Origin of the sequence: Pseudomonas sp. REST10 (assembly GCF_029542605.1) — a bacterium.
Classification (GTDB): domain Bacteria; phylum Pseudomonadota; class Gammaproteobacteria; order Pseudomonadales; family Pseudomonadaceae; genus Aquipseudomonas; species Aquipseudomonas khazarica.
This window is the reverse complement of the sequence record NZ_CP035677.1, coordinates 2,717,476-2,743,589: the sequence shown is the minus strand read 5'-3', so window position 1 is coordinate 2,743,589 and position 26,114 is coordinate 2,717,476. Positions and strand designations below refer to the sequence as shown.

The following is a 26,114-nucleotide window of genomic DNA, read 5'->3' as shown; positions in this document are numbered from 1 at the left end:
ACGTGTGGTCTCTCTGTAGAGGGGCTATCGGCTGGCGGATGCCATTCTTGAGCGTCAGGCGCGACTTCTGTGCAGGCGACTGGTGTTGACCACGTCCACCGCGCGGGCACGCAGCTGGCCACAGCCGCCGTCGACATCCTGGCCGGCCGAGTTGCGCACCTTGGTCAGCACGCCCCGGCTGTGCAGGTAGCGGACGATCTCGACGATACGCTCGCCATCGGGGCGCTGGTACTCGTCGGCTTCCAGGCTGTTGTACGGGATCAGGTTGAGCACCGCGAACTTGCCCTTGAACAGACGCAGGATGTTGTCCAGCTCCGCCTGGCTGTCGTTGATGCCCCTGAGCAGTGTCCACTGGTACTGGATCGGGTAATCGATGGTGCGGGCGTAGGCCTCGCCCAGCTCCATCAGCCGTTCGGGGGCGATGCGCGGGGCTCTCGGCAGCAGGCGCTGGCGCAGCTCGGCATCGGTGGTGTGCAGCGACAGCGCCAGGGCAGGGCGCACGCGTTGCTGCGGCAGGCGCTCGAACACACGCGGGTCACCGACGGTGGAGAACACCAGGTTGCGGTGGCCGATTCCTCCTTCGGTGCCGAGCAGGTCGATGGCTTCGAGCACGTTGTCGAGGTTGTGCGCGGGCTCGCCCATGCCCATGAACACGACTTTCTTCACGGCGCGGCGGCGCCGGCCCAGTACCACCTGGGCGACCATTTCGGCACTGCTGAGCTGACGCAGCAGGCCGCTCTTGCCGGTCATGCAGAAGGTGCAACCCACCGCGCAACCCACCTGGCTGGAGATGCACAGGCCGTCACGCGGCAGCAGCACGCTCTCGACCATCTGCCGGTCGGCCAGCTCCACCAGCAGGCGTGACGAACCGTCGGCCCCGGGGTGCTCGGTGCTGACCCTGGCCAGTTGCTCGAGGCTGGCGGCGATTGCCGGCAAGCCTTCGCGCACCGTCAGCGGCAGGAAATTCTCGGTCTTCTGGTGCTTGGTCCCGGCATCCAGCGGTTTGCCCTGCAGCCAGGCACGGGTGATGCGCCCGATATGCTGGGGTTTGGCGCCAAGATCGGCGAGACGGCGAGAAAGTTCGGTGAGCTGCATGGGGCGCGCATGCTACCACCGCCGCGCGCCCGTGCGTAGGGCGTTTCAGCGCGCCGCGAGGAACTGGCCGTAGCCCCGCGCGTGGCCCAGCTCGGTGGCGATGCGTTCGTCGTCCACGGCCAGGCGGCCATTGATCAGCACATGGCTGACGCAGCCGGGATTGCGGCAGACCATGCGCGGGATGCCGAAGCCCTGCATCTCGTCCCAGTTCTCCTGCTCCAGGTTCTGCCGCAGGCCCTCGGGGTCGAGCAGCACCAGGTCGGCGCGGTCACCCAGACGGATGTAGCCGGCGTCGATACCGAGCCAGTCGGCCTGTTCGCCGGTCAGGCGATGGACCGCCTGTTCCAGGCTCATCACCGGCTGGCCCTCGTCATGGCTGTCCTTGACCAGTTTGAGAAAACGCAGCGGCAGGTTGTAGAAGGCCATGTTGCGGATGTGCGCCCCGGCGTCGGAGAAGGTGATCAGGGTGTTGGGGCTGCGCACCATCTCGCGCAGCTTGTCGCGGCGGTGATTGCCGATCACGGTGAACCAGCGCAGCTGGCGGCCGTGCTGCACCACCATGTCGAGAAACAGGTCGACGACATGCAGGCCGCGTTCGCGGGCCACGTCGGCGAAGTTCCTGCCCACCAGCGAGGTATCCGGGCAGCCGAGGATCACCGCGTCGCCGAAGTCGCGCTGCCAGACCCGTGGCGACAGCTTGTCGGCGTAGTACTTGCGGAAGGTGCGGCGGTACTGCTCGTCCTGCAGCAGCTTGTTGCGCTCCAACTGGTCCTTGACGTCCAGGGCCATCTCGCCCGCGCCGAACTCCTCGAACAGTACGATATCCATGCCGTCGGCGTAGATGGCGAAGGGCGTGGGCAGCAGTTGCCAGCGGAAGTCGCCGCCCAGGCGATTGGTCAACCAGGCGGAAACACGGGCAAGCAGCGCCAGGCTGCGGTTGCCCTTGAGGTCGAGCAGGGAAATCAGCGTGGTCTTCAGCGGCTTGCGCAACAGGCCGATGGCCTCGCTGATGTACTGGGTGATCTGCAACGGGTTGGCGGCGTTGGGCGCGCCCTGGTGTACCCGCCCGCGCTGGCGTAGCAGGCGGTTCAGGCGGCGTATCTCGCGCCAGCGTGCATAGGTGCTGGGCAGGCTTTTCGACCATTCGCGGTCGCCGTCGATCTTGTCCCATTTCAGACACATGGTGGACAGCCCGAGAAAGCCGCAATCCAGCGCCTCTTCGAGTACGGCTTCCATGCGCTGCTGTTCCGCTGCGCTGGGCACGACGTGGCGGTCGGTGGCGCGGTGCAGGCCCATCACCGCCACGCGCAGGTCGCTGTGGCCAAGGAAACTGATCAGGTTCGGCCCCAGGGGGTGCTGGTCGATGAACTCGCGCCACTGCCGCGGGCCGCTCCAGGTCTTGCGTGTCTGCAGGATCGGCAGCACCTTCTCGCGCGGTACGGTTTCCACGCGGGTGAAGATGTCGGATGCATCCTCGGCCTGGCTGCAGACCATGCTCAGCGAGCAGCTGCCGACCAGTACCGTGGTCACCCCGTGACGCACCGACTCCGACAGGCCGGGGGCGACGATCAGCTCGGCGTCGTAATGGGTGTGGGTGTCGAGGAAGCCGGGGGTGATCCACTTGCCACGGGCATCGATGACGCGCTCGGCCAGGTGCTCGTCCAGCGGCTCGGCGCTGATCAGGGCGACGCGGCCATCCTTGATGGCCAGGCTGCGAATGGAGGAGGGGGCTGCGCTACCGTCGAAGTAGCGGCCGCTTTGCACAATCAGGTCGTACTGAGCCACGGATCACCTCGGATTTTTTGTTGTTGTGGGGTGAGACTAAGCCGCTGGCGAGCGTGCGACTTGTCATGACACGACAAACACCGCATCTTCGTCGGGCAAGCCCTTCACGGAGTGGCCATGAGCATTCGCTACGAGGTACGCAGCGCCGCACTGACCGGGTTGCCGGCCGAGGTGACGGCACTGGGCGGCAACCTGGATGACCTGCTGGCGACGGTTGGGCTGAACCGCACGGCGCTGGCCGACGGTGATCGGCTGATCCGTATCGAGCAGGTGATCCGCCTGCTCTGCGAAGCGGCGCGGCAGCTCGCCTGCCCTGATCTCGGCCTGCGCGTGGCTGGCCACCAGGGGTTGCAGATGCTCGGGCCGCTCGGTCGCCTGCTGGCGCGTGAGGCCGACCTGCACGGCGCCTTTTCTGCTGCGCAGCGCTACCTGGCCTTGCACAACAAGGCCGAGCACTGGCGCCTGTCGGCCATCGGCGACCAGGTTGAGGTGCGCCGTATCGAACATTTCTTCGCCGAGGAGGGCGGTCAGCAGTACCGGGAAATGGCCATCGCCGCCTGTGCCCGCATGGTGCGCGCCATGGGCGGGGCCAACCTGCATCCGTTGCGGATCGCGTTCAGCCACAGCCCCGTCGCGTCGCTCGCCTGCTACCGGCGGCACCTGGGCTGCGAGGTGCTGTTCGACCAGGAGCACGACTGCCTGATCTACGCCGCCAGCGTGCTGCAGCGTCCGGTGCTGGCCATGGCCAGGCGCGATGAGCAGCATCTCGACGACTACCCGCGTACGCTGCTCGACGGCCTGCAGGACAGCCTCGAACTGCAGGTGCGCAGCCTGATCACGCAAACCCTCGGCATGCGTCAGCATTCGCTCGGCTACATCGCGCAGCTGTTATGCCTGCATCCACGCACTTTGCAGCGCCGGCTGCAGGCGGAGGGGTTGCACTTCAAGCAGCTGGTGCACCGGGTGAAGATGGATACCGCGAGCTGGCACGTACAGGCATCGAACATGCCCCTGACCCTGCTCGCCGACGTACTCGGCTATGCCGATCTGGCCGCCTTCTCCAAGGCCTTTCGCAACGAGTTCGGGCAGTCGCCGTCGGCGTGGCGACAGCTGCATGGCAACCTGCCGGACAGATAGCCTCGCTCAGCGCGACGCGGCCGCGACCACCTCGAAGCGCAGCACGCCGATCATCTGCCCGGCCTCGGTGACGACCCGCACCTGCCAGCGACCTTCGGGCGCGCCGGGGAAGTTGAGCTTGTGCGTCCAGGCACGATAGCCCTCCTTGCGACCACCGTGGATATCCAGGGCGATGCGCTCGACTTCTCGGCCGTCGTGCTGCCAGACGTGATAGATGCGCTCGTTCAGTCCGCGAGGCGCGTTGATCGAGGTGTAGGCATAGATGCCGTTGGCGCGCAGCTGCTCGGCGGTGATGCGTTGCAGGCTCTCGCCCGGGGTGCGCTGCGTGCCGTCGAAACGGTCGCTGATCGCCACTTCGGTCAGCCACAGGGTGGCGGGCGGCACCCACACCCGCGCCATCCAGCCCGCACCGGCCATCACCAGCGGCAGCGCAGCCAGCAGGACGATGCGCCGCCAGCCGGCGAAACCGATCAGTCCCGGCAGGCTGGGCAATGCCAGCACCGTGGCGACCAGCAGGGCGATGCGGTAGCTCTCCGGCGTGCTGAGGTGAAAGATGATCGGCAGCGCCGTGAGCATGACCGCGAACAGCGCCAGGCTGTGCAACATCAGCAGCAGCCAGCGCCGTGGCGCCAGCCAGCGGTAGTAGATGGGGTCGGTGATCGAGGCCAGCGCCGCGACGCCGAGCAGGCCGCTGAACAGCAGTTGCCCGCTGTTCCAGGTGGTGGTGATGAAGAAGAACGGCAGGACGAAGAACAGGCTTTCCTGGTGGATCATCTGCGTCGCGTAGCGCAGCAGCGGCAGGGGCAGCTCGAAGCCGAAACGCCGGGCGATGCGTTCACGCAGCAGGCTCTCCATCATCAGCCACAGCCAGCTGACCAGCAGCACGACACCGAGGACCTTGGCCAGATGGGCCTGGCGGTCGACCAGCACGAAGCTGGCCACGCCGGAGCAGAAGCCGAACAGGGCGACGAGGCCGGGATAACGCTGGATCCAGGCAATCAGCGTGGGCACGCGATCGAGCAGGGCTTTCATGGGAGCGACGCGCTACTGTGATGGGCGGGCATCCTAGGTAGTGCGGGCCCCGGGCGCAAGCGAATCGTCGGCGCTGCTGGCGATCAGGCGCGGCTTGCGGCACTATTGCGCCCCCGTTTCACCACCGAGTCCGATCACGATGAAATTCATCCATCAACGCGAGCAACTGGAAGAGGGCGATCTGGTGGTCATCCAGTGTTCGCAACCCTGCAACATCCGCCTGATGAACGACGCCAACTTCCGCGCCTTCAAGAACCGTGGCCGGCACAGCTATCACGGCGGCGCCTTCATCAAGTTTCCGGCGAAGATCAGCGTGCCTTCCAGCGGCTTCTGGAACATCACCATCGACACCGTGAGCCGCAAGGCCGTCAGCGTGACGCGCAAGCCACAGCTCGAATACAGCATCACCATCAAGCGCCAGCGCCGCGCCGGCATCTAGCTGCCGCCCCGAGAGGCGCTGCGCAGTACCGGCAAGGCACCCGGCGGCTGCGCCGCTCGGGTACCCGCTAAACCCGCGCCGTTGCCTCAGTCGTCGTAGCCGAGGTTGGGCATCAGCCAGCGTTCGCTGACGCCGATGTCCTGCCCCTTGCGCTTGCTGTACTGCTCGATCTGATCCTTGTCCACCTTGCCGACGGCGAAGTACTGCGCCTCGGGATGCGCGAAGTACCAGCCGGATACCGCCGCCGCCGGGAACATGGCGTAGTGCTCGGTGAGAAACACGCCGCTGCGGCCGGCCTTGTGGTAGTCGGCCTCGGGGTCGAGCAGCTTGAACAGCGTGGCTTTCTCGGTGTGATCCGGGCACGCCGGGTAGCCGGGCGCCGGACGGATGCCGTTGTACTGCTCGCGAATCAGCGCTTCGTTGTCCAGTTGCTCGCCTGCGGCGTAGCCCCAGTACTCCTTGCGCACACGTTCGTGCAGCCACTCGGCGCAGGCTTCGGCCAGACGGTCGGCCAGTGCCTTGACCATGATCGAGTTGTAGTCGTCGCCCTTGGCCTCGTAGGCCTTGGCTACTTCCTCGGCGCCGATGCCAGCGGTGGTGATGAAGCCGCCGACATAATCGGTCTTGCCGCTTTCCTTCGGCGCGACGAAGTCGGCCAGGGACAGGTTCGGCTTGCCGTCCGGCTTGATGGTCTGCTGGCGCAGGTGATGCAAGGTAGCCAGTTTCTCGCCGCTGTCGCCGTAGACCTCGATGTCGTCGTGGGCGACCTGGTTGGCCGGCCAGAAACCGAACACGGCGCGAGCCTTGATCAGTTTCTCGTCGATCAGCTTCTTCAGCAGCGCCTGGGCGTCGTTGAACAGGCTGGTGGCCGCTTCGCCGACGACTTCGTCGGTGAGGATGCGCGGGTACTTGCCGGCCAGGTCCCAGGAGATGAAGAACGGCGTCCAGTCGATGTACTCGACCAGGGTCGCCAGATCGATGTCGTCCAGCACGCGGGCACCGGTGAAGCCTGGCTTGGGTGCTACATAGCTGGCCCAGTCGAAGGCCGGCTTGTTGGCGATGGCGTCGGCATAGCCCAGGCGCTCGGTGCGTGAGGCGCGGGCCGAGGTGCGCTCACGCACCACCACGTATTCGTCGCGGGTCTTCTGCACGAAGTCGCTCTTCAGCTCCTTCGACAGCAGCTGGGTCGCCACGCCCACGGCACGCGAGGCGTCGGTGACATAGACCACGGCATCGTTGCTGTACTGCGGGTCGATCTTCACCGCAGTGTGGGCCTTGGAGGTGGTGGCGCCGCCGATCATCAGCGGCAGGTTGAAGCCCTGGCGCTGCATCTCCTTGGCCACGTGCACCATCTCGTCCAGCGATGGGGTGATCAGGCCGGAGAGGCCGATGATGTCGCACTTCTCATCCCTGGCGGTCTGCAGGATCTTCTCCGCCGGCACCATCACGCCGAGGTCGACGATGTCGTAGCCGTTGCAGCCGAGTACCACGCCGACGATGTTCTTGCCGATGTCATGCACGTCGCCCTTGACCGTGGCCATGAGGATCTTGCCCTTGGCCTCCGGCTTGTCGCCTTTTTCCGCTTCGATGAAGGGGATCAGGTGCGCCACCGCCTGCTTCATCACGCGGGCGGACTTGACCACCTGCGGCAGGAACATCTTGCCCGAGCCGAACAGGTCGCCGACCACGTTCATGCCGCTCATCAGCGGACCTTCGATGACTTCGATGGGGCGCGCGCACTGCTGGCGGCATTCCTCGGTGTCCTCGACGATGAAGGCCGTGATGCCCTTGACCAGTGCGTGCTCCAGGCGCTTGCCGACCGGCAGCGAGCGCCATTCTTCGTTCTCCACTTCCTTGGCTGCGCCGTCGCCCTTGAACTTGTCGGCGATGGCCAGCAGCGCCTCGGTGGCGCCGTCGTTGCGGTTGAGCACCACGTCCTCGACCGCGTCACGCAGCTCTTTCGGAATCTCGTCGTAGATTTCCAGCTGGCCGGCGTTGACGATGCCCATGGTCAGGCCGTTCTGGATCGCGTAGTAGAGGAACACCGAGTGGATCGCTTCGCGCACCGGGTTGTTGCCGCGGAAGGAGAACGACACGTTGGACACACCGCCGGAGCTGAGCGCGTAGGGCAGCTCGTCACGGATATAGGCGCAGGCCTCGATGAAGTCCACCGCGTAGTTGTTGTGCTCCTCGATGCCGGTGGCGACGGCGAAGATGTTCGGGTCGAAGATGATGTCTTCCGGCGGGAAGCCCACTTCATTGACCAGGATGTCGTAGCTGCGCTGGCAGATTTCCTTCTTGCGCGCAGCGGTATCGGCCTGGCCGACCTCGTCGAAGGCCATGACCACTACGGCGGCGCCGTAGCGCTTGCACAGGCGGGCGTGGTGCTTGAACGCCTCGACACCTTCCTTCATGGAGATGGAGTTGACGATGCCCTTGCCCTGGATGCACTTGAGGCCCGCTTCGATCACTTCCCACTTGGAGGAGTCGATCATGATCGGTACGCGCGAGATGTCCGGCTCACCGGCGATCAGGTTGAGGAAACGGACCATGGCCGCCTGGGAATCGAGCATCCCTTCGTCCATGTTGATGTCGATCACCTGGGCGCCGGCTTCCACCTGCTGCAGGGCGACCTCCAGGGCTTCGGTGTAGTTCTCCTCGCGGATCAGCCGGGCGAACTTGGCCGAACCGGTGATGTTGGTACGCTCGCCGACGTTGACGAACAGCGAGCTGCGATCGATGGTGAAGGGCTCCAGGCCGGACAGGCGGCAGGCCTTGGGAATCTCCGGGATGACGCGCGGGGCATGCTTGGCCACCGCCTCGGCGATCGCCTTGATGTGCGGCGGGGTGGTACCGCAGCAGCCGCCGATGATGTTGAGCAGGCCGCTGGCGGCGAACTCTTCGACCACCGCTGCCATCTGCTCCGGGGTCTCGTCGTACTCACCGAAGGCATTGGGCAGGCCGGCGTTGGGGTGAGCGGAAACCTGGGTGTCGGCCTTGGCGGCCAGTTCGGCCAGGTACGGCCGTAGCTCCTTGGCGCCGAGGGCGCAGTTCAGGCCGACGGAGATCGGCTTGGCGTGGCGCACCGAGTTCCAGAAGGCCTCGGTGGTCTGCCCGGACAGGGTCCGGCCCGACGCGTCGGTGATGGTGCCGGAGATCATGATCGGCAGTTCGACGCCATCTTCCTCGAACACCTGCTGCACGGCGAAGATCGCCGCCTTGGCGTTCAGGGTGTCGAAGATGGTCTCGATCAGGATCAGGTCGGCGCCGCCCTCGATCAGGCCGCGCGTGGCTTCGGTGTAGTTGTCCACCAGCTCGTCGAAGGTGACGTTGCGGTAGCCGGGGTCATTGACGTCCGGGGAGATCGAACAGGTGCGGCTGGTCGGGCCGAGCACGCCGGCCACGAAGCGCGGGCGATCCGGCGTTTCCAGGGTCTTGGCATCGCAGACCTCACGGGCCACGCGGGCGCCGGCCACGTTCAGCTCGTAGACCAGCGACTCCATGCCGTAGTCGGCCTGCGACACCTGGGTGGCGTTGAAGGTGTTGGTTTCCAGGATGTCGGCGCCGGCATCCAGGTAGGCCTTCTCGATCTCGGCGATGACCTTCGGCTGGGTCAGCAGCAGCAGGTCGTTGTTGCCCTTGACGTCGCTCGGCCAGTCGGCGAAGCGCTCGCCACGGTAATCGGCTTCTTCCAGCTTGTAGCTCTGGATCATGGTGCCCATGCCACCATCGAGGATCAGGATGCGCTCCTTCAGTGCTTGCTGGAGGGCTTGTAGGCGGGCGCTGCGATCGGACATGGGTGACTACCTGAGCAAAGCGGAAACAAAGGTGCGCGATGATAGCAAAGCTGCAGGGTTCTGGAGCGCCGGCGCCATGTCCATGAATTTCATTCATGTTGCCGGTGGCGAGCTGTCGTTAGAATCGCGTCACCGCCATCAAGGATGTTGTCATGCTCAAGCCCGCTGTTCTGTTGTTCCTGTCACTGGCAGCCGGCCTGGCCCGCGCTGAGCCGATCTCCTACAGCGATGACGTCGAGCCGATCCTCACTCACAAATGCGTGGCCTGCCATACCTGCTACGACGCCCCCTGCCAGCTCAACCTCGGCAGTGGCGAGGGCATCCTGCGCGGTGCCAGCAAGCAGCTGGTGTACGACGGCACGCGTACCAAGGCGCAGGCGACCACGCGGCTGTACCTGGATGCCCAGGGCGAGGAAGCCTGGCGCAAGCGTGACTTCCACTCGGTGCTCGATGCGCAGAATGGCCAGGCGGCGCTGATCAAGCGCATGCTCGAACTCGGTCGCAGCCAGCCGCTGGAGCCCAATGCCAAGCTGCCTGACAACCTGGATATCGCCATCACGCGCAGCAACACCTGCCCGACACCAGGCGAGTTCGCGGACTACGCACAGAAGAATCCTCACGGCGGCATGCCATTCGCGGTGACCGGGCTGGAAGACGCCGAGTACGCGACGCTGGAACAGTGGCTGGAGCAGGGCGCGCAGGTTTCCGAGCGGGCCGTGCAGCCCAGCGCCGAGGAGCTGCGTCAGGTCGAGACCTGGGAGGCGTTCCTGAACGCACCGGGCGCCCGGCAGAACCTGGTCTCGCGCTGGCTGTACGAGCACCTGTTCCTGGCCCATCTGCACTTCGACGGCGGCGAGCCGGGGCATTTCTTCCAGATGGTGCGCTCGCGAACGCCCAGCGGCCAGGCCATCGACCCGATCGCCACGCGGCGCCCCAATGACGATCCCGGTACCGAGTTCTACTACCGCCTGTGGCCGATCCAGGGTGTGATCGTGCACAAGACCCACATTACCTATCCGCTGGGCGAGGAAAAGCTGGCGCGGGTCAAGGCGCTGTTCTTCGCCGACGACTGGACGCTCGACGCGGTGCCCGGCTATGGCGCGCAGCGGCGTGCCAACCCCTTCGAGACCTTCGCCGCGATTCCGGCACGGGCGCGCTATCAGTTCATGCTGGATAACGCCGAGTATTTCGTGCGCACCTTCATCCGTGGCCCGGTGTGCCGCGGACAGATCGCCACCGACGTGATTCGCGACAACTTCTGGGCGCTGTTCCAGGACCCCGAGCATGATCTCTATGTCACCGATGCCGATTACCGGCGCGAGGCCACGCCACTGCTGGCGATGCCGGGCCAGTTCGACGACATCGGCGATCTGCTCGGGCTGTGGCGCAACTACCGCGACAAGCGCAACGAGTACGAAGACCTGCGCCAGGACGCCTACGCCGATGCGCCGCCAGCGGACTGGGCGCACATCTGGAGCGGCAATGACAATGCGCTGCTGTCGATCTTCCGTCAGCATGACAGCGCTTCGGTGCGCAAAGGCCTGCTCGGAGAAGTTCCACAGACCCTCTGGTGGATGGACTACCCGCTGCTGGAACGCACCTATTACCAGCTGGTGGTCAATTTCGACGTGTTCGGCAACGTCTCGCACCAGGCGCAGACACGCCTGTACTTCGACCTGATCCGCAATGGCGCCGAGGTGAACTTCCTGCGCCTGCTGCCGGCGGATTCACGCGAGGGCTACCTGGACGACTGGTACCAGAACAGCGGCAAGCTGAAGATGCTGCTGGACTACACCTCAGTCGATCACCGCAGCCCGAGTGCGCTGAACCTGGCCGGGCAGGACCCCAAGCAGCAGTTCGCCGAACAGCTGCTGGCGCGTTACGCCACGCTCAATGCGCGGCCCGACCCGATCAATCGCTGCAAGGGCGCGCGCTGCTACCGCGAAGGCCTGTCGAAAGACCTGCAGCACGTCGAGCAGACGCTGGCGCGCCTGACCAATCGCCCGGCTGGTGGCTTGAAGGTCATCGACCAGCTGCCCGAGGCGACGATGCTGCGCGTGGAGCTCGACGATGGCTCGCGCGAGATCTACAGCGTGCTGCGCAATCGTGCGCACAGTAACGTGGCCTTCATGCTGGGCGAGGAGCTGCGTTACCAGCCGCGCCTGGATACCCTGACCATCTACCCGGAGGTGCTGAGCAGCTACCCGAACTTCCTGTTCAGGCTGCCAGCCAGCGAGGTCGATGAGTTCGTCAGACAGATGGAGAGTGTGACCGACCAGGCGTCGTTCGAGCGCATCGTCGAGCGCTGGGGCATACGCCGCAGTCACCCCGAGTTCTGGCGCTACTTCCATGACCTGAGCGAGCACATCCGTGCAACCCAGCCCCTGGAGGCGGGGGTGCTCGACATGAATCGCTACGAGAACCTCTGACGCCCTGCCGACCTCTCGCCGCTCGCTGGGAGGCGGGCGGGCGAGGGGGCAGTCTCTATCCTGAGTAAATTAGTAGGACTATATTCAGGGCGTCAGTTGGCGTACACTTCGCTCCATGACCGTGAGGAGTTGCCATGAGCACTATTACCATTACCGATGCCGCGCATGACTACCTGGCCGAGCTGCTGAGCAAGCAGGACACTCCGGGTATCGGCATTCGTATCTTCATCACCCAGCCGGGTACGCCTTACGCGGAAACCTGCATTGCCTACTGCAAGCCGGGTGAGCAGAAGCCGGAAGACAACGCCGTTGGCCTGGCCAGTTTCACCGCCTGGATCGATGGCGTCAGTGAGCCGTTCCTGGAGGACGCGGTGGTGGATTATGCCACTGACCGCATGGGCGGCCAGCTGACCATCAAGGCGCCGAACGCCAAGGTGCCGATGGTCAATGAGGACAGCCCGCTCAACGAGCGCATCAACTACTACCTGCAGACCGAGATCAATCCAGGGCTGGCCAGCCATGGCGGTCAGGTAAGCCTGGTCGACGTGGTCGACGAAGGCATTGCAGTGCTGCAGTTCGGTGGTGGTTGCCAGGGTTGTGGTCAGGCCGACTACACCCTCAAGGAAGGCATCGAGAAAACCTTGCTGGAACGCATTCCCGAACTCAAGGGCGTGCGCGACGTGACCGACCACAGCAATCGCGAGAACGCGTACTACTGAGTCCGCGTCAGGCGTAGCGAAGGGGCGACCAGAGGTCGCCCCTTCGTCGTTTCAGGCCTTGTGAACGCGCTGGGTGGAAGCGGGGAAGCGTTCGAGCTTCTCGGCGGGGCGAATCGGCCGCCTGACCAGCTCGCCGCCGCAGTTGGGGCAACGCAGCGCCAGCGCCTGCTCGGCGCACGCGCGGCAGAAGGTGCATTCGAAGGAGCAGATCAGGGCGTCGACACTGGCGGCGGGTAGATCGCAGTCGCAGCGTTCGCAGTTGGGGCGCAGCTCAAGCATGGCGATGGACTCGGCAGAGGATCGACTCTGCCAGTCTGCAAGCGCCGGTGGCTGCGCGCAAGATGGCCAATCCAGGCAGGGGCGCCAGGGCGCCCCGGGCGCGGACGACTTACTCCGGCATGCTCCACGGCGCCAGGTCGAAGCCCTGGCTGCGCAGCTCGTCACGAGAGCGCTGCAGGGCATCTTCCAGCTGCTGCGGGTCGCTGTAGGTCGCGCTGGAAAGCTGGCGGCCAAGCAGGCGAGTGCTGGTGCGGTCGATGACGCTGATGCTGACGACGCCGGTGCCATCCTGCGGAGCCCAGGCCACGCACTGGAACGGGCGGAAGGCGCGATCGGCAATCAGCAGGGCTTCGTTGAAACGCAGCGGTGTGTTCATGGGGTCGGTTTCTCCGAGTTGATCCCAACAGTTAATTGCGGCCAGTCCATTATCGACTTGGCCTTTCGTTACTGTTGATGAACTCAGCGCACCCATAAGTCACAGGTTGGTGAAAAAAGTTTTTATTGCCTGTGCGGCGTGTCCTGGCGAGAACTTTGTGCGTCTCGCCATTACAACTTTCTACTGCGAAAGTTCCGTGCCCGTTTCTTCTTCATCGACCTGAGACGCACTGTTCTCGGGGCCTGCAGCGGCCGGCGCAGCGTTGCGCTGATGGCGATAGGCGCTCACCGCTTCATATACCGACTTGCGCAAACGGTTGATGCCGCCAATAGGGCGGTGCGCTGCAAGTGCATGCCAGGGGTTGAAGGACAAATTGTCGCAGAAGAGATTCTGTTCGCGGCTGTCGAAGTCCTGAGGCGGCACGGTAATACGGGCCACACTTTCAAACGGCGACAGTTTTTCATCCCATTCGACGGAGGGGTCCTCGATGGGCATGTAGTACTGCGCATCCTGTTTTTGCACCTGCAGTTCGAAACAGGCGGGCGCGCGGTCCAGCGACAGTTGCTGATACAGCGCGTTGCGCAGGAAGTTGGGCAGTGCCGTGTTCTGTTCCGGCAACTGATAGGGCGGGCAGTTCTGCGGCGCGGGCACTACGCGGTATTTGATGTTCAGGTCGCCAAGCTTGAACGGTGCAATGGAGTTGTAGGTGGTATCAACCGGGCTCTCCGGCGCCGGTGAGAGCGTCTTCAGGGCGATGACCAGATGGCGCACTTCCCAGGTGCGAGGATCCCAGCTGGGGAAGAAGGCCTGTACTTTCTGGCCGTCGGCCTGGGCCGCGAAGTTGCTGCGGTATTCGGCCACGTCGCGAACGAAGAAAGCGGGGTGGTTGAACATCACGAAGTCCTGCTCGCTGGCATGCTGCGGGCTCTTCATGAGTTTCTCGCCGGGCACGTCGAGCAGCTTGAGCGCCATGCCGCGCGCATCGCGGGCGCGGTCGAACTGCGGATAGGCATTGCCATTGGACAGGCGCATCCAGGCCTGCCAGACATGCCCGGGCTCGCTGAACACGCCCTGGCGCAGCGACGCGTCCAGGTCTGCCAGGACCTGCACGTCCGCCCTGACGCAACCGTGAGCCTTGGCATGGGCGTCGCGCAGCACGCGGGTATTGTCACGGTGCTGCTCGACGATGCGCACGGCATCCTCGATGATCAGGCGGGTCAGCGCCGCCTCGTCCGCTGGGATCTGCTCCTGCGTCGACACCGGGCCGGAGAACTTCCAGGCGTAGTAGAGCTCACCGGCGCCCCAGCCAACGAGGCCGATCAGCGCGACGGTGAGCAACAGTTTACCCAGCAGACGACCCAGCCAGAGCCAGAGACCTTTCAACATCGTTGCAATCCTTGTTCTAGAACGTATCGGTTGAAATCAGCCTTCGCAGCTCGGGCCCGGTGTCCAGGGGCGCACGGCGACATCGCTGAGCTGGTTTTCCAGTGCGCTGTTGCCGAGCACCTTGAGGTACTCGATCAGCGCGAGACGCTCGTCCGGCGACAGGGCGCGGCCAATCACACCTTCCTGGCGGCAGCCATCGCGGAACTCGTGGCCGCCATTGCCATTGCCGGTTACCCGGGTGTCGAGCAGGAAACCGCCGCTGAAGGCCTCGCTGCGATAGCCCACGCGTACCGGGTCGAATTCGAAGTTACCGACCCAAAACTGGCTTTGCCGCTCGTAGACCGGTGAGAGCAACTCGAACAGGTTGGGCACCGAGCCATTGTGCAGGAACGGCGGGGTCGCCCAGATGCCATCGAGTGGCCGGGCCTTGTAGCCGCGTTTTTCCTGCACGCCGATGGCCAGACCATAGCCATCCATGTCGTAGCGCTGGCGCGGGCCGATACCGGCATCCTGGTAGGCGCGGTTCTCCACGTAGGCGGTGATGTAGGCCAGGCCCTTGGCGCTGGAGATACTCTTGAAGTCGACGTCTTCCAGGCTGGCGCCGAACAGCTTGACGTCCAGGCGCGACAGCTCGGCCTTGGTCCAGCCCAGGCGACTGATGTCGAAGCGGTGATCGGCGATGTTGTCGGCGGTGGTCGGGTCGGTGCCGACGATGCTGGTCGGGACGATGCGCATCCGCCATTCGGGATCACGCGAGGGCGCCAGGCGCTGGTCGCGTGGCTTGGGATCGGGAGCATGGCAATAGGCGCAGTTTTCCAGATACAGCGCCTTGCCACGGCTGGCCAGCGGCAGGTCCACCTTGCCGAATACTGCCTCCGGCCACTTCGGCGGCTGCAGCTGTTTCAGCGTTTCCTCCAGGGTGTGGAGGTCATGCACGCGCACGCTGGAGGCATAACGATCGGCCTCGGCAACGCCCTTGCCGTGCTCGTCGAGCAGGTCCAGGCTGGCGCCGACGCCAAGGGCCTCTCCGACATTGCGCGCCATGGGCTGCATGGCCGAGCCGTTCCATTGCACCCAGTCGAACTTCCAGATGTCCCAGAGTTGCGGGTAGCTCACGGGGGCGTTGGCGACGCGGTAGTTGGCTTCATCCAGCACGTCGCCGAACACGGTATTGGCGATGCGGCCGAACGCGTCGGTGCGTCCAAAGCCTTCTTCGGTCGGATACAGGCCGCGATGCCAGTCGTTCATAGCCGTGGCCAGCAGGCGGTCGAGCACCTGCTTGAAATCCTCCCGCAGCTGATCCCGGCCCTGCGGATACTGCTCGCCCAGCACTTGCTGGGCGAAGCGGCGAAACTTCAACGGGTTGTAGTAGGTGAAGGCCATGCTCATGCCCAGTGCCTGGCCAAAGCCGCCACCACGCAGCGTGGGCACCGTGGACGCCAGGGAGTGCAGGGCGGCGCCGCCATCGATGCGCACTGCCTGGCCCTTGTAGCGCAGCTCGCCGGTATGGCAGGCCGCGCAGCTGATATCGAGGAAGCGCTCGCCGCTCTCCTCGTCCTGATGACGGGTGAAGCCGACAGGCAGGTTGCCGGGGTTGAGGTCGCTGGCCTGCTGGTTCGGATCGGTCAGGAAGCCAAAACGGGCGAGGTAGTCGAGGCGGGCGAACTTCTCCTTGCCGAAGGGCATCTCCAGCGCCGTGAACCAGTCGTAGCGCAGGCCCTTAACCGTGGTGCCCTGGGGGGTGTAGTAGTAGGTCTGGCGCTGCTCGTCGTTCCACTGCTGCAGATAGTGCAGCTCCTTCGGCGGATCGAAGCTCGGCAAGTTGGGGTTGGCCACGTAGTACAGCGCGACTGCCAGCCCGATCAGTGCCAGCAACACAATGAGCTTCAGGGTATGACGGAGCAGACGCATCTAGGACTTCCTTGTGGCGTTCTTATTGATCGGCTTGTTATGCCAATACTGCAGGCCATTGGCAAGTTGCCATCGTGGCAATTATGAAAACTCTGCAATAACCAGCGGGAACAACCCATATAGAGAAATGATCCATGGAGCGTCAAGGTTCTTGCTAGCGTTACAGTTGTGAGCGCCAAATCGTTGTTTTTTATGGGATTACAAAATAATGGCGCCAAGGATGGAGTATGTTGGAGGCTGTTTCCGGCACATCCCGGCAATTACTGGTGCTTGAGCCGATCGGTGCATGCGAAGCACTGCTTCCGCTGTTGCAGGATGCTGGTTGGTCGTTGCGCCGCTGCACAACGGAAACGCTCGTCACCGCGACGAGCCATGTGCTGCTGCTCGATCTGCATGAACAGCCGTTACCCAGCTTGCTTGCACACTTGCGGCGAACGGGGCTCTGCTGCGTCGCGCTCACGGCGAGCCAGCCGGCAGCTTCCAGCGAGCTGGATGAACTGGCCGATGAATGGCTGTTCGCGGTGCTGTCGTTGCCGGTGGACGTGCCAGGCCTGCTCGAGACCCTGCAGCAGGCCCAGGCAGGCGCTCGCTTGCTGCGCTCGAAAAGCAAGAAACCACGGCAGTTCCTGGGTAACAGCGGCCAGGCCCGTAGCCTGCGCAAGCAGCTGGATGAACAGGGCAGGAGAGACGGGCCACTGCTGATTCGAGGTCCGCGTGGCAGTGGCAAGCACCTTCTGGCGCAACTGCTGCATGAGCGCACCGCCTCTGCGCAGCGGCGGATACTGCAGGTCGATGTCACGCAGTTGCCTGGAGGGCTGTTCGATCAGGCCGGACACTCAGCGACTCTGGCTGCGGCAGCCAGCACGACGATTCTGCTCGAAGGCATCACGACCCTTTCGAGCGCTGACCAGCAGCACCTGCTGCACCACCTGCAGGGCCACCCCGGCCTGCGTTTGCTGGTCATCAGTGGCGATGAGCTGGAGGTGGCGCTGCAGACGAAGCGTTTTCGCGAAGACCTCTATCGGCTGCTGAGCGTCCGGCAACTGCATACGCCGGCCCTGAGCGAGCATCCCGGCGATCTGCTGATGCTCGCAGAGCACTTCGCCAGGCGTCATGGCGTGGCTATCGGGCGCCACCACCGGCGTTTCAGCGAGGAGGCGATCGAAGCCATGATGGCGCATGCCTGGCCGGGTAACGTGCGCGAACTGCGCAACCGCCTGCTGCGCGCCCTGGTCCTGTCACAAGGGCGCCAGATACTCGCCTCGGACCTTGGCTTGGAGGCACCGCAGACAACGGATGATGACCCGGTGACCCTGGAGGACTACATCCTGCGCGCCGAGCGTCAGGCGTTGAACGATGTGCTGGGACGCTACACCCACAACATGAGCCAGGCAGCCCGCACGCTCGGGGTTTCCCGGCCAACCTTCTATCGGTTGCTGCACAAACATCGACTGCGCTGAAGGGGCGTTACTGTTTCGCCGGGGAAACACTGCTAAGGTGCACGGCAAACGTATCGCGGGAGATCTTCATGCATCCGTTCGACGCCGAAAAGCCGCCGCAACTGGCCGTCCTGCTGGGCTATGCCGGGCTGCTGCCCTTCGTCAGCGGCGCCGCCGGGATCTGGGTGATTCCTCTGGGCTGGCGGCCTTACGTACTGGACGCGCTGCTGGATTTCGCTGCGGTAATCCTGGCCTTCATGGGCGCGATCCACTGGGGCCTGGCGATGCGAGCCGAGGAGACCGACGAGAACGCCAAGCTGCAACTGGGCCTGTCGGTGGTTCCACCGCTGCTCGGCTGGGCGGCATTGGCCAGCGGCCTGCCCATCGCGCTGACGTTGCCGATCTTCCTGCTGGCGTTCATCGGGCTGTACCTGGCCGACATGCATGCGGTACGCGTCGGCCTCGCACCGCAGTGGTATCCCGCATTGCGCACCCCCCTGACCCTGGTGGTGTGCACCAGCCTGCTACTGGCCTGGGCCAGCGTGCTGATTCGCTGAGCCGAGCAGCGTCGCCACCTGGGTCATTGCGGCTTCGCGGCGCTCGGCCCAGTCGCCGGACAGGGCGACGTAGCGCTGCCCGCTGTCCTGCAGCCAGTCGTGGCAGGCGCGGTGGAATGCCTGACGCTCGGCCAGCAATGGCTGGCAGCGTTGCCCGTCTTCGATCCAGGGCACGCCTGCGGGGTCGAGCAGCAGGTGCAGGTCGTAGTGACGGGCCAGCAGCTCGGTTTCCAGCCAGCCCGGACAATCAGCGAACAGGCAGCGACTCCAGAGCAGGTTGCTCAGCAGGTGCGTGTCGAGAATCAGCAGTGCAGGTCGCGCGGCACGCGCAGCATCTTCCCAGGCCAGCTGGCCACGGGCGATATCGCCGATGTCGGCATAGCAGGTGTCGCGTTGATGCAGATCGATGAAATGACGCACGTACTCGCCCACCACCACACCGCCGAAACGCGCCTGAATTTCCGCCGCCAGCCAGCTCTTACCGCTGGACTCCGGCCCGGTCAGCACCAGGACCTTCATGGCGCGTAGCGCAGCGCGGGGTCACGCCGCCAGCTCAGCCAGCCGCTGATGGCCAGCGCGGTGAAGGCAGCGTAGAGCCCGGCAGTGAGGTACAGCTGGCTATGGACGAAGAACGCGACGTAGCAGAGGTCGACGACCACCCAGAGGGCCCAGCATTGCAGGCGCTTCTGGGCCATCCACAGCTGGGCGACCAGACTGAATGACGTCAGCGCGGCGTCGAGCCAGGGGGCGCTGGCATCCGTGTGATTGGCCATGAGATAGCCGAGCAGCCAGGCACCGAGCGCCCCCATCGACAGGCCTGTCGCCAGGCTGGCGAGGCTCAGTCGACTGACCTTGCGCCCGTCGTGCTGGTCTCCGCCGCGTGTCCACTGCCACCAGCCGTAGAGCTGCGAGCCGGCGAACAGCAGCTGCAGAAGCAGGTTGGAATACAGCCGCCAGTCATAGAACAGCCACGCGTACAGCAGCACCATCAGCAGGCCGATGGGCCAGCACCAGGGGTTCTGCCTGACCGTCAGCCATACCGCGACGATGCCGAGCCCGGCAGCAATGAGTTCGAGCCAGGACATCCGGCATCCTCGGAACGATGAAAGGGCAGCGATTGTACTGGTCTGGCCGGCCTCAGCACACCAGGCTGTCGGCCTGCCGATAGAGCGTCAGCAGTTTGCGGGTGATGGTCTGCTGGATGTCGTCGCGCTCGAAGCTCGACAGGCGCTCCAGACGCGCCAGTTGCAGACGGTGCAGGTGAATGTAGGGCATCTGCTGGTCGAACTCGCGCAAGTCGCCCTTCATCAGTACCGGCAGGAACAGGTCACCCACCTTCTTCTGGTTGCTGATGATCTGTGCCAGCGCCGGTTTGAAGGCCATCGTCTTGGGCGCCGGGCCACCGTCGACGATCTGCGTGCTGAGCAGCAGCCCCGGCTTGCCGAGGACCTTGCCGGGCAGCACGCAGAGCCCGGTCTTGCGGATGGCGTGGCTGTCGATGCCATGCAGGGTGTCATGAAAGGCGTAGGGGTTGGGCAGCACCACCATCTTGCGCCCGAGGTCGGTGGGGAAGTGCAGACTGTAGTTGGTATACAGCTGCCCCACCGATTCGGAGTACACGCACAGGCGATTCTCGAACAGCTTGATGAAGCGCTCGGCCAGCTCGCGCCGGGCCATGCTGTCCAGGTCCCAGATCAGGTCCTGGTTCTGTGGCCGACTGAAGTCGACCTCCTGATGTTGCATGTTGCTCATGAACGTCTCATACGCGGAACTGCCCCAGCAGGCGATTGAGCTGGTCAGCCAGTTGTTTCAGGTGCTGGCTGGCAGCACTCGACTGTTCGGCGGCCTCGGCCGTGTTGTGGGCCAGTGCCGCCGTCTGGGTGACGTTCTGGTTGATGTCTTCAACCACATGCGATTGTTGCAAGGTGGCGCTGGCGATGGAAGCGTTGAGTCCGGCCAGATTGCGCAGCGACTGCGCAATCTGGGCAAGGCTTTCACCGGCCTGGCTGGCCTGTTCCACGGTCAGCTGAGAGGCACGGCTGCTGTCGTTGATCACCTTGACGGCGGCTTCCGAGTTGCCCTGCAGGCGCTCGATCATGCCCTGGATCTCGGCGGTGGACTGCTGGGTGCGCTGCGCGAGCAGACGGACTTCGTCCGCGACCACGGCGAAGCCACGCCCCTGTTCGCCGGCACGGGCCGCCTCGATGGCGGCATTGAGGGCGAGCAGGTTGGTCTGCTCGGCAATCGAGCGGATCACTTCCAGGACGCTGCCGATCTGCGTGCTTTCGCTGGCCAGCGACTGGATCACCTCGACGGCCTTGTCGATGGTGCCGGACAGCTGGTCGATCTGGCGCAGGCTGGCGTCGATGTTCTGCTGGCCCTGGCCGGCCTGGTCCTCGGCGTTCTGCATCTCGCTGGAGGCATGCTCGGCGTTCTTCGCCACGTCCTGCACGCCGTAGGTCACCTGGTTCACGGCGGTTGCCACCAGTTCCATCTGCTGCGCCTGCTGCTGGCTATGGCGCTGCGCCTCGCTGGAAATGTCGCCAAGCGAGGCAGCGGCCCGATCCAGCGAACCCGCCGAATCGAGCATCTGCCGGATGACCTGGCGCAGCTTTTCGGTGAAGGCGTTGAAATAGGTGGCCAGCGCGGTCAGTTCGTCGCGTCCGTGGCTGTCGAGGTTGCGCGTCAGGTCGCCTTCGCCGCTGGCGATGCTGGCCATCGCCTCCACGGCGGCCTGCAGTGGCTGGACGATGCTGCGGGTGATGAGCACGACCAGCACCACCAGCAGCACGGCGATCAGCAGGCCGATGCTCATCGCGCTCAGCGCCTGGGTCCTGAACTCGGCCTGCACGTCGTCGACGTAGACGCCGGAGCCAATGATCCAGCCCCAGGGTTCGAACAGCTCGACGTAGGAAATCTTCGGCACCGGGTCGCTGGCGCCCGGCTTGGGCCAGCGGTAGTCGACCTGGCCGGCCCCCTTGCTGCGGCTGATGGCGACCATCTCGTTGAACAGTTCCTTGCCATCCGGGTCCTTGAACGCGGAGAGGTTCTGGCCTTCGAGCTTGGGGTTGGTCGGGTGCATGATCATGACCGGGGTCTGGTCATTGATCCAGAAGTACTCCTGGCCGTCGTATCGCAGGCCGCGCACGACTTCCATGGCCTGCTTCTGCGCGTCCTCGCGACTCAGGGTGCCGGCGCTCTCCAGGCCATGGAAGTACTTGAGGATGCCGGCGGCGCTCTGTACCACGTGCTGGGTCTTTTCCGACTTGCCGAGATACAGATCGGTATGGATCTGTCGCAGCATGTAGGCGCCCTGCAGGATCAGCGTCAGGATGGCCAGCACCAGGATCAGCCATAGACGCCGGCTGATGGGAAGACTACGTAAGCTGTTCATGGACGTATTCCTGATTGTTGTAATTGTCGGGATCAGGGCCACCTCGATGGAGGGCAAGGCAATACTGTCACATCAAGGCATTATTCACTCTAGTTGTCTGATAGCATTTCGGCCGCCCGGCGCCAAACCTGAGTGCTGGCCGGGCCAAGCCGTGTCAGGGAACCTTCGCGATCAATTTGTGTCCCAGGGCCGGGGCCGTGCTCCACGTTTTAGTCTTACGCATAAGGCACCTGCCGCGTTTTGGGGGAATCAATGGATATCTGGATAGCCTTTCAGGCCCTGCTGCTGGGCGTTGTCGAGGGGCTGACCGAATTTTTGCCTATCTCCAGCACGGGGCACCTGATCGTGGTCGGCGACCTGCTGGGTTTCAACGGCGAAAAGGCCACCGCGTTCAAGATCATCATCCAGCTGGGCGCCATTCTGGCGGTGATGTGGGAGTTCCGCGCGAAGGTCATCGGCGTCCTCGTCGGCTTGCCCAGCGATCCGAAAGCCAGGCGTTTCAGCTTCAACCTGTTTCTCGCGTTCATTCCGGCGGTGATCTTCGGGCTGGCCTTCGCGGACCTGATCGAACACTGGCTGTTCAACCCCATCACCGTGGCCACGGCGCTCATCCTCGGTGGCATCGTCATGCTCTGGGCCGAGCGCCGGGAACACCCGATCCAGGCGGAGTCGGTGGACGACATGACCTGGCAGCTCGCGCTCAAGGTCGGATTCGCGCAGTGCCTGGCGCTGATCCCGGGGACCTCCCGTTCCGGGGCCACGATCATCGGTGGCCTGGTCTGTGGCCTGTCGCGCAAGGCCGCGACCGAGTTTTCCTTCTTCCTGGCCATGCCGACCATGGTGGCGGCCACGGTCTATTCCCTGGTCAAGTACCGCGACATCCTGCAGACGAGTGACCTGCCGATCTTCGCCATTGGCTTCGTCAGTACCTTCATCGTCGCCATGATCACCGTGCGTGCGCTGCTCAGGTTCATTACCAACCACAGCTATGCGGTGTTCGCCTGGTACCGGATCGCCTTTGGCCTGCTCATTCTCGCGACCTGGCAACTGCACCTGATCGACTGGAGCACGGCGCAGCTGTGAGCGGTACCGAGCGCAGGGGGCGACTGAGAAGCTGGAACGACGACAAGGGCTTCGGTTTCATCCAGCCCGAGAGCGGTGGGGCGGAGGTCTTCGCCCATATATCGGCGATGCGCGGTGACCGTCGCCCGCAGAGCGGTGACCAGGTGCTGTATGTCGAGGGGCGAGACGAGCGCGGGCGCCTGCGCGCCGAACATCTGCGCCTGGCTGGGGAGCTGAGCCTCGATCGCCAGGCGATCCGGCGCAAACCTAAGAAACCCGATGCGACAGGATCAGCGCCGCGCACGGTGCGCAAGAGCACGGGGGCGGGCCCCATCCGCCATCTTCCCGCCAAGGCCACGGTCTTCCTTCTGCTCTGTGCCTTGCCCCTGATCGCCGCGCTGAGGCTCTTCGACCAGGGCCTGTGGTGGCTGTTGCCGCTCTATCTGTCAGCCAGCCTGCTGAGCGTCATGCAGTATTGGCTGGACAAGCGCAGCGCACAGGACGGCAGCCGGCGCATCGCCGAGAAGACCCTGCATCTGGTCGAGCTGCTGGGCGGCTGGCCTGGGGCGCTGATCGCCCAGCAACTGCTGCGCCACAAGACGCGCAAAGTCTCCTACCAGATAGTGTTCTGGATGATCGTCGCTGCGCATCAGGTGCTCTGGATCGACCTGCTCTGGCTCGACGGCACTCATATTGCCCGCTACGTCTCGTTACTCGTCCAGTAACAGACCGGGTTGCAGCCGCTTGGGTAGCCGGCGCACCACCAGCTGATGCGAGCGCGTGAGCAGCTGGGTCAGTTCCTGACCGGCAAGCGGCAATTGCCTGGCGCTCATGCTGATCCAGTGTGCACGGGCCAGGTACGGGGCAGGGCGGATGCCCGGCCGGTCGACGTAACCGAGGAACAGGTCGCTGTCGACCTTGAACGCCAGGTCTTCGCCGAGAAAGTCGAGAATGGCGAACATCTTGTTGCCGGCAACGGAGAACACCTGGTTGCTGCCCCACTTGAAGTCCTCGCGGGCACCGGGCAGGTTCAGGCAGAAGGTGGCGATCTGTTCGGGTGTCATGGTGGGTTCCGCTGGATTGTCCGAGAACAGTCTAACGAGCGCAGCTACGCCTGCGTATCCCGATTCACCTAGCAGCAGCCGTTGCCACTGATCGATGCTCCTGGCGAACGTCAGCCTCAGGGGAACGATCAGCCCTGGTTATTTTGGTGGCGCTTTACCGGCCCCTGAGCTTGTCTTGTAGACTTTCGTCAACCAAGCCCCTGAGCGAACTTTGTCTCGTTCGAGTTCAAACCGATACTTTTCATGACCGTTGATCACCATTTTCGGCTCTTCCTCCTATTGCTAAGCCTGCTGCTGCATGCGCTGCCAACCTGGGCCGGGGCGCGTGCCGTGGATGCCGTCGAGATGGCGCAGGAGCCGCTGTCGCTCACGGCGCAGGTTGGCGTGCTGCAAGACCCTTCGCGGGCCTTGACGGTGCGGGCGGTCAGCACCGCCGAAAAGGCGCGGCAGTTCCAGTACGGCCTGGCCAGTGGTGCATCCTTCGCGCTGGGGTTTACCCGTTCGGCCTACTGGTTTCGTCTCGATATCGGCAACAGCGGCGATGAGCCCGTGCAGCGACTGCTGGTGGTCAGCAATCCGCGCATTTCCCTGGTGGATGCCTATGTGCCGGACGGGCAGGGTGGTTATGCCGTCTGGCGCACCGGGGCCGATCGTCCGCAGACCAGCAAGGCCTGTGACAACCGCAACTTCGTCTTCCCGCTGCAACTGGCGGCGCATTCGCAGCAGGCGGTCTATCTGCGGGTCGAGTCGAGCATCGGCTTGCTGGTGCCGTTGCAGCTCTGGTCGGTCGAGGCATTCCACGCTCACGAGCGCAACGACTACATGGCGCGCAGCGGCTATGTGGGCATCGCGCTGGCGATGATCCTGTTCAACCTCATGCTGTTCATCGCGCTGCGGGAGCGAATCTACCTGCTTTACGTCTGCTTCGTGCTCGGTACGGTGGGCTGCGTGACCATCAAGAACGGCATGGCGCCGGACTGGCTGCTGTTCGGCCTGCCGCTCAACTCCAACGTCGCCTATTACGCCAGTGCGTCCCTGGCCCTGAGTGCGCTGATGCTGTTCATGCGGCGCATGTTGCAGACCGAGGTGACGCTGCCCTGGGGCGACCGCCTGTTGCGCGGCATGATCCTGTTCTTTCTGGCCAGTCCTGTCGTGTTCGCCCTGGCGCTGCCCCAGGTGTCGCGCTATGCCATCCTGCTGTTCCTGCTCGCCGCCGTGGTGATGATCGGCGTGGGCGTGGCCTGTGCGTTGCAGCGTCAGCGCAGCGCCTATTTCTTTCTGGCCGCCTTCGGCCTGCTGATTCTCGGTGGTGCGAGTACCACCCTGCGTGCTCTTGGCGTGTTGCCGACCAATGTGTTCACCGAGGATGGCCTGCAGCTCGGTTCTTCGCTGGAGATGTTGCTGCTGGCATTCGCCCTGGCCGATCGCATCAACGTGATGCGCCAGGAGAAGCTCCAGGCCCAGGCGCAGCTGTTGCAGGCGCAGGACCAGCTGGTGGAGAACCTGCAGCGCTCCGAGCGCGAGCTGGAGCGACGTGTCGCCCAGCGTACCGAGGAGCTGCAGGTACTCAATCAGCGCCTGGAAACCCTGAGCATGACCGATGCCCTGACCAGCATCGCCAACCGCCGCCAGTTCGACGAGCTGCTGGCGCTGGAATGCAAGCGTGCCGCACGCCATGCAGCGCCTCTGGGCCTGGCGATCATGGACGTGGACTGGTTCAAACCCTACAACGACCGCTACGGCCATCCGGCAGGCGATGCCTGCCTGCGGCAGATCGCCCAGGCACTCGCCACGGCCCTGGGCAGGCCCACCGATGTCATCGCCCGCTACGGTGGCGAGGAATTCGTCCTGCTCGCACCGATGAGCGATCTGGATGGCACCTGCGCGATTGCGCAGCGCCTGCTCGAAGCCGTCAGGTCATTGCAGCTGGCGCATGCCGACTCACCCTTCGGCGAGGTCACGCTCAGCATCGGGGTCGCCGCGCTGCTCGCAGGCGAGCAGCAGGCGCAGGCGCTCATGCAGCGCGCGGATGCGGCGCTCTACCGGGCCAAGCAGTCGGGGCGCAACCGCGTCGAGGGATAAAAAAGGTTCTTCGCGGAGTCTGGGGGAAGAGCGCGTTGACAGTCAGGGGAGTGGGTAAATTGGCAGTCGCCAAACGAACCAACCCCCACGCCCTGCTGCCACCGTGCATCCTATTGATCTTGCCCAGTTCT

General features: G+C 64.4%; 22 protein-coding genes. 9 read left to right on the top strand and 13 right to left on the bottom strand.

The features are described 5' to 3' along the window. Positions 1-54 precede the first annotated feature (54 nt). Together EWH21_RS12930 and EWH21_RS12925 are read right to left on the bottom strand one after the other, a co-directional pair. Positions 55-1,095 (bottom strand): RNA methyltransferase, encoded by a 1,041-nt coding sequence (locus EWH21_RS12930; RefSeq protein WP_277698496.1) that lies wholly within the window; start codon positions 1,093-1,095, stop codon positions 55-57. 45 nt (positions 1,096-1,140) lie between these two features. After that, entirely contained in the window at positions 1,141-2,880 is a 1,740-nt protein-coding gene (locus EWH21_RS12925; protein WP_277698495.1) for an amidohydrolase family protein, read from the bottom strand. Between the two features lie 117 nt (positions 2,881-2,997). On the opposite strand from EWH21_RS12925, the gene EWH21_RS12920 reads away from it, so the two are divergent. Continuing rightward, a complete protein-coding gene (locus EWH21_RS12920) occupies positions 2,998-4,017 on the top strand; it encodes an AraC family transcriptional regulator (protein ID WP_277698494.1) in 1,020 nt (339 codons plus the stop codon). 6 nt (positions 4,018-4,023) lie between these two features. On the opposite strand, the gene EWH21_RS12915 is transcribed toward EWH21_RS12920, so the two are convergent. After that, entirely contained in the window at positions 4,024-5,049 is a 1,026-nt protein-coding gene (locus EWH21_RS12915; protein ID WP_179554189.1) for a DUF5924 family protein, read from the bottom strand. A gap of 139 nt (positions 5,050-5,188) precedes the next feature. Between EWH21_RS12915 and EWH21_RS12910 the strand changes: the two genes are divergently transcribed. Beyond that, positions 5,189-5,488: a DUF1883 domain-containing protein gene (locus EWH21_RS12910; protein ID WP_152488738.1), complete on the top strand. Its 300-nt coding sequence runs from the start codon at positions 5,189-5,191 to the stop codon at positions 5,486-5,488. Positions 5,489-5,574: 86 nt separating this feature from the next. Here the strand turns inward: EWH21_RS12910 and metH are convergent, their stop codons facing one another. After that, entirely contained in the window at positions 5,575-9,285 is a 3,711-nt protein-coding gene (gene metH, locus EWH21_RS12905) for a methionine synthase (protein WP_152488737.1), read from the bottom strand. Positions 9,286-9,437: 152 nt separating this feature from the next. On the opposite strand from metH, the gene EWH21_RS12900 reads away from it, so the two are divergent. Next, positions 9,438-11,714, top strand: a complete 2,277-nt coding sequence (locus tag EWH21_RS12900; RefSeq protein WP_277698493.1) for a fatty acid cis/trans isomerase — start codon at positions 9,438-9,440, stop codon at positions 11,712-11,714. Positions 11,715-11,848: 134 nt separating this feature from the next. Beyond that, on the top strand, positions 11,849-12,433 hold the full coding sequence (gene nfuA / locus EWH21_RS12895; protein WP_037047521.1) for a Fe-S biogenesis protein NfuA: 585 nt from the start codon (positions 11,849-11,851) through the stop codon (positions 12,431-12,433). A gap of 51 nt (positions 12,434-12,484) precedes the next feature. Here nfuA and EWH21_RS12890 read toward each other — a convergent pair whose 3' ends face one another. From EWH21_RS12890 to EWH21_RS12875, 4 genes are all read right to left on the bottom strand, one after another. Then, positions 12,485-12,712 carry a DUF1272 domain-containing protein gene (locus tag EWH21_RS12890; protein WP_152488735.1) on the bottom strand — a complete coding sequence of 76 codons (228 nt, stop codon included), beginning with the start codon at positions 12,710-12,712 and terminating at the stop codon, positions 12,485-12,487. Positions 12,713-12,821: 109 nt separating this feature from the next. Then, complete coding sequence (locus EWH21_RS12885) at positions 12,822-13,088, bottom strand: hypothetical protein (RefSeq protein ID WP_037047516.1); 267 nt, start codon at positions 13,086-13,088, stop codon at positions 12,822-12,824. A gap of 180 nt (positions 13,089-13,268) precedes the next feature. Beyond that, entirely contained in the window at positions 13,269-14,474 is a 1,206-nt protein-coding gene (locus tag EWH21_RS12880; protein ID WP_277698492.1) for a catalase family protein, read from the bottom strand. A 36-nt stretch (positions 14,475-14,510) separates the two neighbouring features. Next, on the bottom strand, positions 14,511-16,385 hold the full coding sequence (locus tag EWH21_RS12875; protein WP_277698491.1) for a di-heme-cytochrome C peroxidase: 1,875 nt from the start codon (positions 16,383-16,385) through the stop codon (positions 14,511-14,513). 227 nt (positions 16,386-16,612) lie between these two features. On the opposite strand from EWH21_RS12875, the gene EWH21_RS12870 reads away from it, so the two are divergent. Then, positions 16,613-17,845 carry a sigma 54-interacting transcriptional regulator gene (locus EWH21_RS12870; protein ID WP_277698490.1) on the top strand — a complete coding sequence of 411 codons (1,233 nt, stop codon included), beginning with the start codon at positions 16,613-16,615 and terminating at the stop codon, positions 17,843-17,845. A gap of 68 nt (positions 17,846-17,913) precedes the next feature. Beyond that, the gene (locus EWH21_RS12865; protein WP_047591030.1) at positions 17,914-18,381 is read left to right on the top strand and encodes a DUF3429 domain-containing protein; all 468 of its coding nucleotides are present in this window, start codon (positions 17,914-17,916) and stop codon (positions 18,379-18,381) included. Here EWH21_RS12865 and EWH21_RS12860 read toward each other — a convergent pair. Genes EWH21_RS12860 through EWH21_RS12845 form a run of 4 tightly spaced genes read right to left on the bottom strand, consistent with a single transcriptional unit; the run spans position 18,349 to position 21,775 of the window. Further along, entirely contained in the window at positions 18,349-18,900 is a 552-nt protein-coding gene (locus tag EWH21_RS12860; protein WP_277698489.1) for an AAA family ATPase, read from the bottom strand. The genes EWH21_RS12865 and EWH21_RS12860 overlap by 33 nt on opposite strands. Beyond that, entirely contained in the window at positions 18,897-19,466 is a 570-nt protein-coding gene (pnuC, locus tag EWH21_RS12855; RefSeq protein WP_047591024.1) for a nicotinamide riboside transporter PnuC, read from the bottom strand. The genes EWH21_RS12860 and pnuC overlap by 4 nt, the downstream gene beginning before the upstream one ends. A gap of 52 nt (positions 19,467-19,518) precedes the next feature. Beyond that, entirely contained in the window at positions 19,519-20,133 is a 615-nt protein-coding gene (locus EWH21_RS12850) for a hypothetical protein (protein WP_047591021.1), read from the bottom strand. A gap of 7 nt (positions 20,134-20,140) precedes the next feature. Further along, positions 20,141-21,775: a methyl-accepting chemotaxis protein gene (locus tag EWH21_RS12845; protein WP_277698488.1), complete on the bottom strand. Its 1,635-nt coding sequence runs from the start codon at positions 21,773-21,775 to the stop codon at positions 20,141-20,143. A 252-nt stretch (positions 21,776-22,027) separates the two neighbouring features. On the opposite strand from EWH21_RS12845, the gene EWH21_RS12840 reads away from it, so the two are divergent. Both EWH21_RS12840 and EWH21_RS12835 read left to right on the top strand, forming a co-directional pair. Beyond that, positions 22,028-22,858 carry an undecaprenyl-diphosphate phosphatase gene (locus EWH21_RS12840; RefSeq protein ID WP_047591014.1) on the top strand — a complete coding sequence of 277 codons (831 nt, stop codon included), beginning with the start codon at positions 22,028-22,030 and terminating at the stop codon, positions 22,856-22,858. Further along, entirely contained in the window at positions 22,855-23,562 is a 708-nt protein-coding gene (locus EWH21_RS12835) for a DUF1294 domain-containing protein (RefSeq protein ID WP_277698487.1), read from the top strand. The genes EWH21_RS12840 and EWH21_RS12835 overlap by 4 nt, the downstream gene beginning before the upstream one ends. Here the strand turns inward: EWH21_RS12835 and EWH21_RS12830 are convergent. Beyond that, on the bottom strand, positions 23,548-23,901 hold the full coding sequence (locus EWH21_RS12830) for an MmcQ/YjbR family DNA-binding protein (RefSeq protein ID WP_277698486.1): 354 nt from the start codon (positions 23,899-23,901) through the stop codon (positions 23,548-23,550). The two genes, EWH21_RS12835 and EWH21_RS12830, sit on opposite strands and share 15 nt — an antisense overlap. A 243-nt stretch (positions 23,902-24,144) precedes the next feature. Between EWH21_RS12830 and EWH21_RS12825 the strand changes: the two genes are divergently transcribed. Further along, positions 24,145-25,983, top strand: coding sequence for a diguanylate cyclase (locus EWH21_RS12825; RefSeq protein WP_277698485.1), 1,839 nt, complete (start codon positions 24,145-24,147; stop codon positions 25,981-25,983). Positions 25,984-26,114: the final 131 nt, after the last annotated feature.

What these genes read in the sequence shown, in the direction of transcription:
- EWH21_RS12930 (WP_277698496.1), bottom strand. Translation starts at nt 1,095, where the DNA reads ATGCAGCTCACCGAACTTTCTCGCCGTCTCGCCGATCTTGGCGCCAAA.
- EWH21_RS12920 (WP_277698494.1), top strand. Translation starts at nt 2,998, where the DNA reads ATGAGCATTCGCTACGAGGTACGCAGCGCCGCACTGACCGGGTTGCCG.
- EWH21_RS12915 (WP_179554189.1), bottom strand. Translation starts at nt 5,049, where the DNA reads ATGAAAGCCCTGCTCGATCGCGTGCCCACGCTGATTGCCTGGATCCAG.
- EWH21_RS12910 (WP_152488738.1), top strand. Translation starts at nt 5,189, where the DNA reads ATGAAATTCATCCATCAACGCGAGCAACTGGAAGAGGGCGATCTGGTG.
- metH (WP_152488737.1), bottom strand. Translation starts at nt 9,285, where the DNA reads ATGTCCGATCGCAGCGCCCGCCTACAAGCCCTCCAGCAAGCACTGAAG.
- EWH21_RS12900 (WP_277698493.1), top strand. Translation starts at nt 9,438, where the DNA reads ATGCTCAAGCCCGCTGTTCTGTTGTTCCTGTCACTGGCAGCCGGCCTG.
- nfuA (WP_037047521.1), top strand. Translation starts at nt 11,849, where the DNA reads ATGAGCACTATTACCATTACCGATGCCGCGCATGACTACCTGGCCGAG.
- EWH21_RS12890 (WP_152488735.1), bottom strand. Translation starts at nt 12,712, where the DNA reads ATGCTTGAGCTGCGCCCCAACTGCGAACGCTGCGACTGCGATCTACCC.
- EWH21_RS12885 (WP_037047516.1), bottom strand. Translation starts at nt 13,088, where the DNA reads ATGAACACACCGCTGCGTTTCAACGAAGCCCTGCTGATTGCCGATCGC.
- EWH21_RS12880 (WP_277698492.1), bottom strand. Translation starts at nt 14,474, where the DNA reads ATGTTGAAAGGTCTCTGGCTCTGGCTGGGTCGTCTGCTGGGTAAACTG.
- EWH21_RS12875 (WP_277698491.1), bottom strand. Translation starts at nt 16,385, where the DNA reads ATGCGTCTGCTCCGTCATACCCTGAAGCTCATTGTGTTGCTGGCACTG.
- EWH21_RS12870 (WP_277698490.1), top strand. Translation starts at nt 16,613, where the DNA reads ATGTTGGAGGCTGTTTCCGGCACATCCCGGCAATTACTGGTGCTTGAG.
- EWH21_RS12865 (WP_047591030.1), top strand. Translation starts at nt 17,914, where the DNA reads ATGCATCCGTTCGACGCCGAAAAGCCGCCGCAACTGGCCGTCCTGCTG.
- EWH21_RS12860 (WP_277698489.1), bottom strand. Translation starts at nt 18,900, where the DNA reads ATGAAGGTCCTGGTGCTGACCGGGCCGGAGTCCAGCGGTAAGAGCTGG.
- pnuC (WP_047591024.1), bottom strand. Translation starts at nt 19,466, where the DNA reads ATGTCCTGGCTCGAACTCATTGCTGCCGGGCTCGGCATCGTCGCGGTA.
- EWH21_RS12850 (WP_047591021.1), bottom strand. Translation starts at nt 20,133, where the DNA reads ATGAGCAACATGCAACATCAGGAGGTCGACTTCAGTCGGCCACAGAAC.
- EWH21_RS12845 (WP_277698488.1), bottom strand. Translation starts at nt 21,775, where the DNA reads ATGAACAGCTTACGTAGTCTTCCCATCAGCCGGCGTCTATGGCTGATC.
- EWH21_RS12840 (WP_047591014.1), top strand. Translation starts at nt 22,028, where the DNA reads ATGGATATCTGGATAGCCTTTCAGGCCCTGCTGCTGGGCGTTGTCGAG.
- EWH21_RS12830 (WP_277698486.1), bottom strand. Translation starts at nt 23,901, where the DNA reads ATGACACCCGAACAGATCGCCACCTTCTGCCTGAACCTGCCCGGTGCC.
- EWH21_RS12825 (WP_277698485.1), top strand. Translation starts at nt 24,145, where the DNA reads ATGACCGTTGATCACCATTTTCGGCTCTTCCTCCTATTGCTAAGCCTG.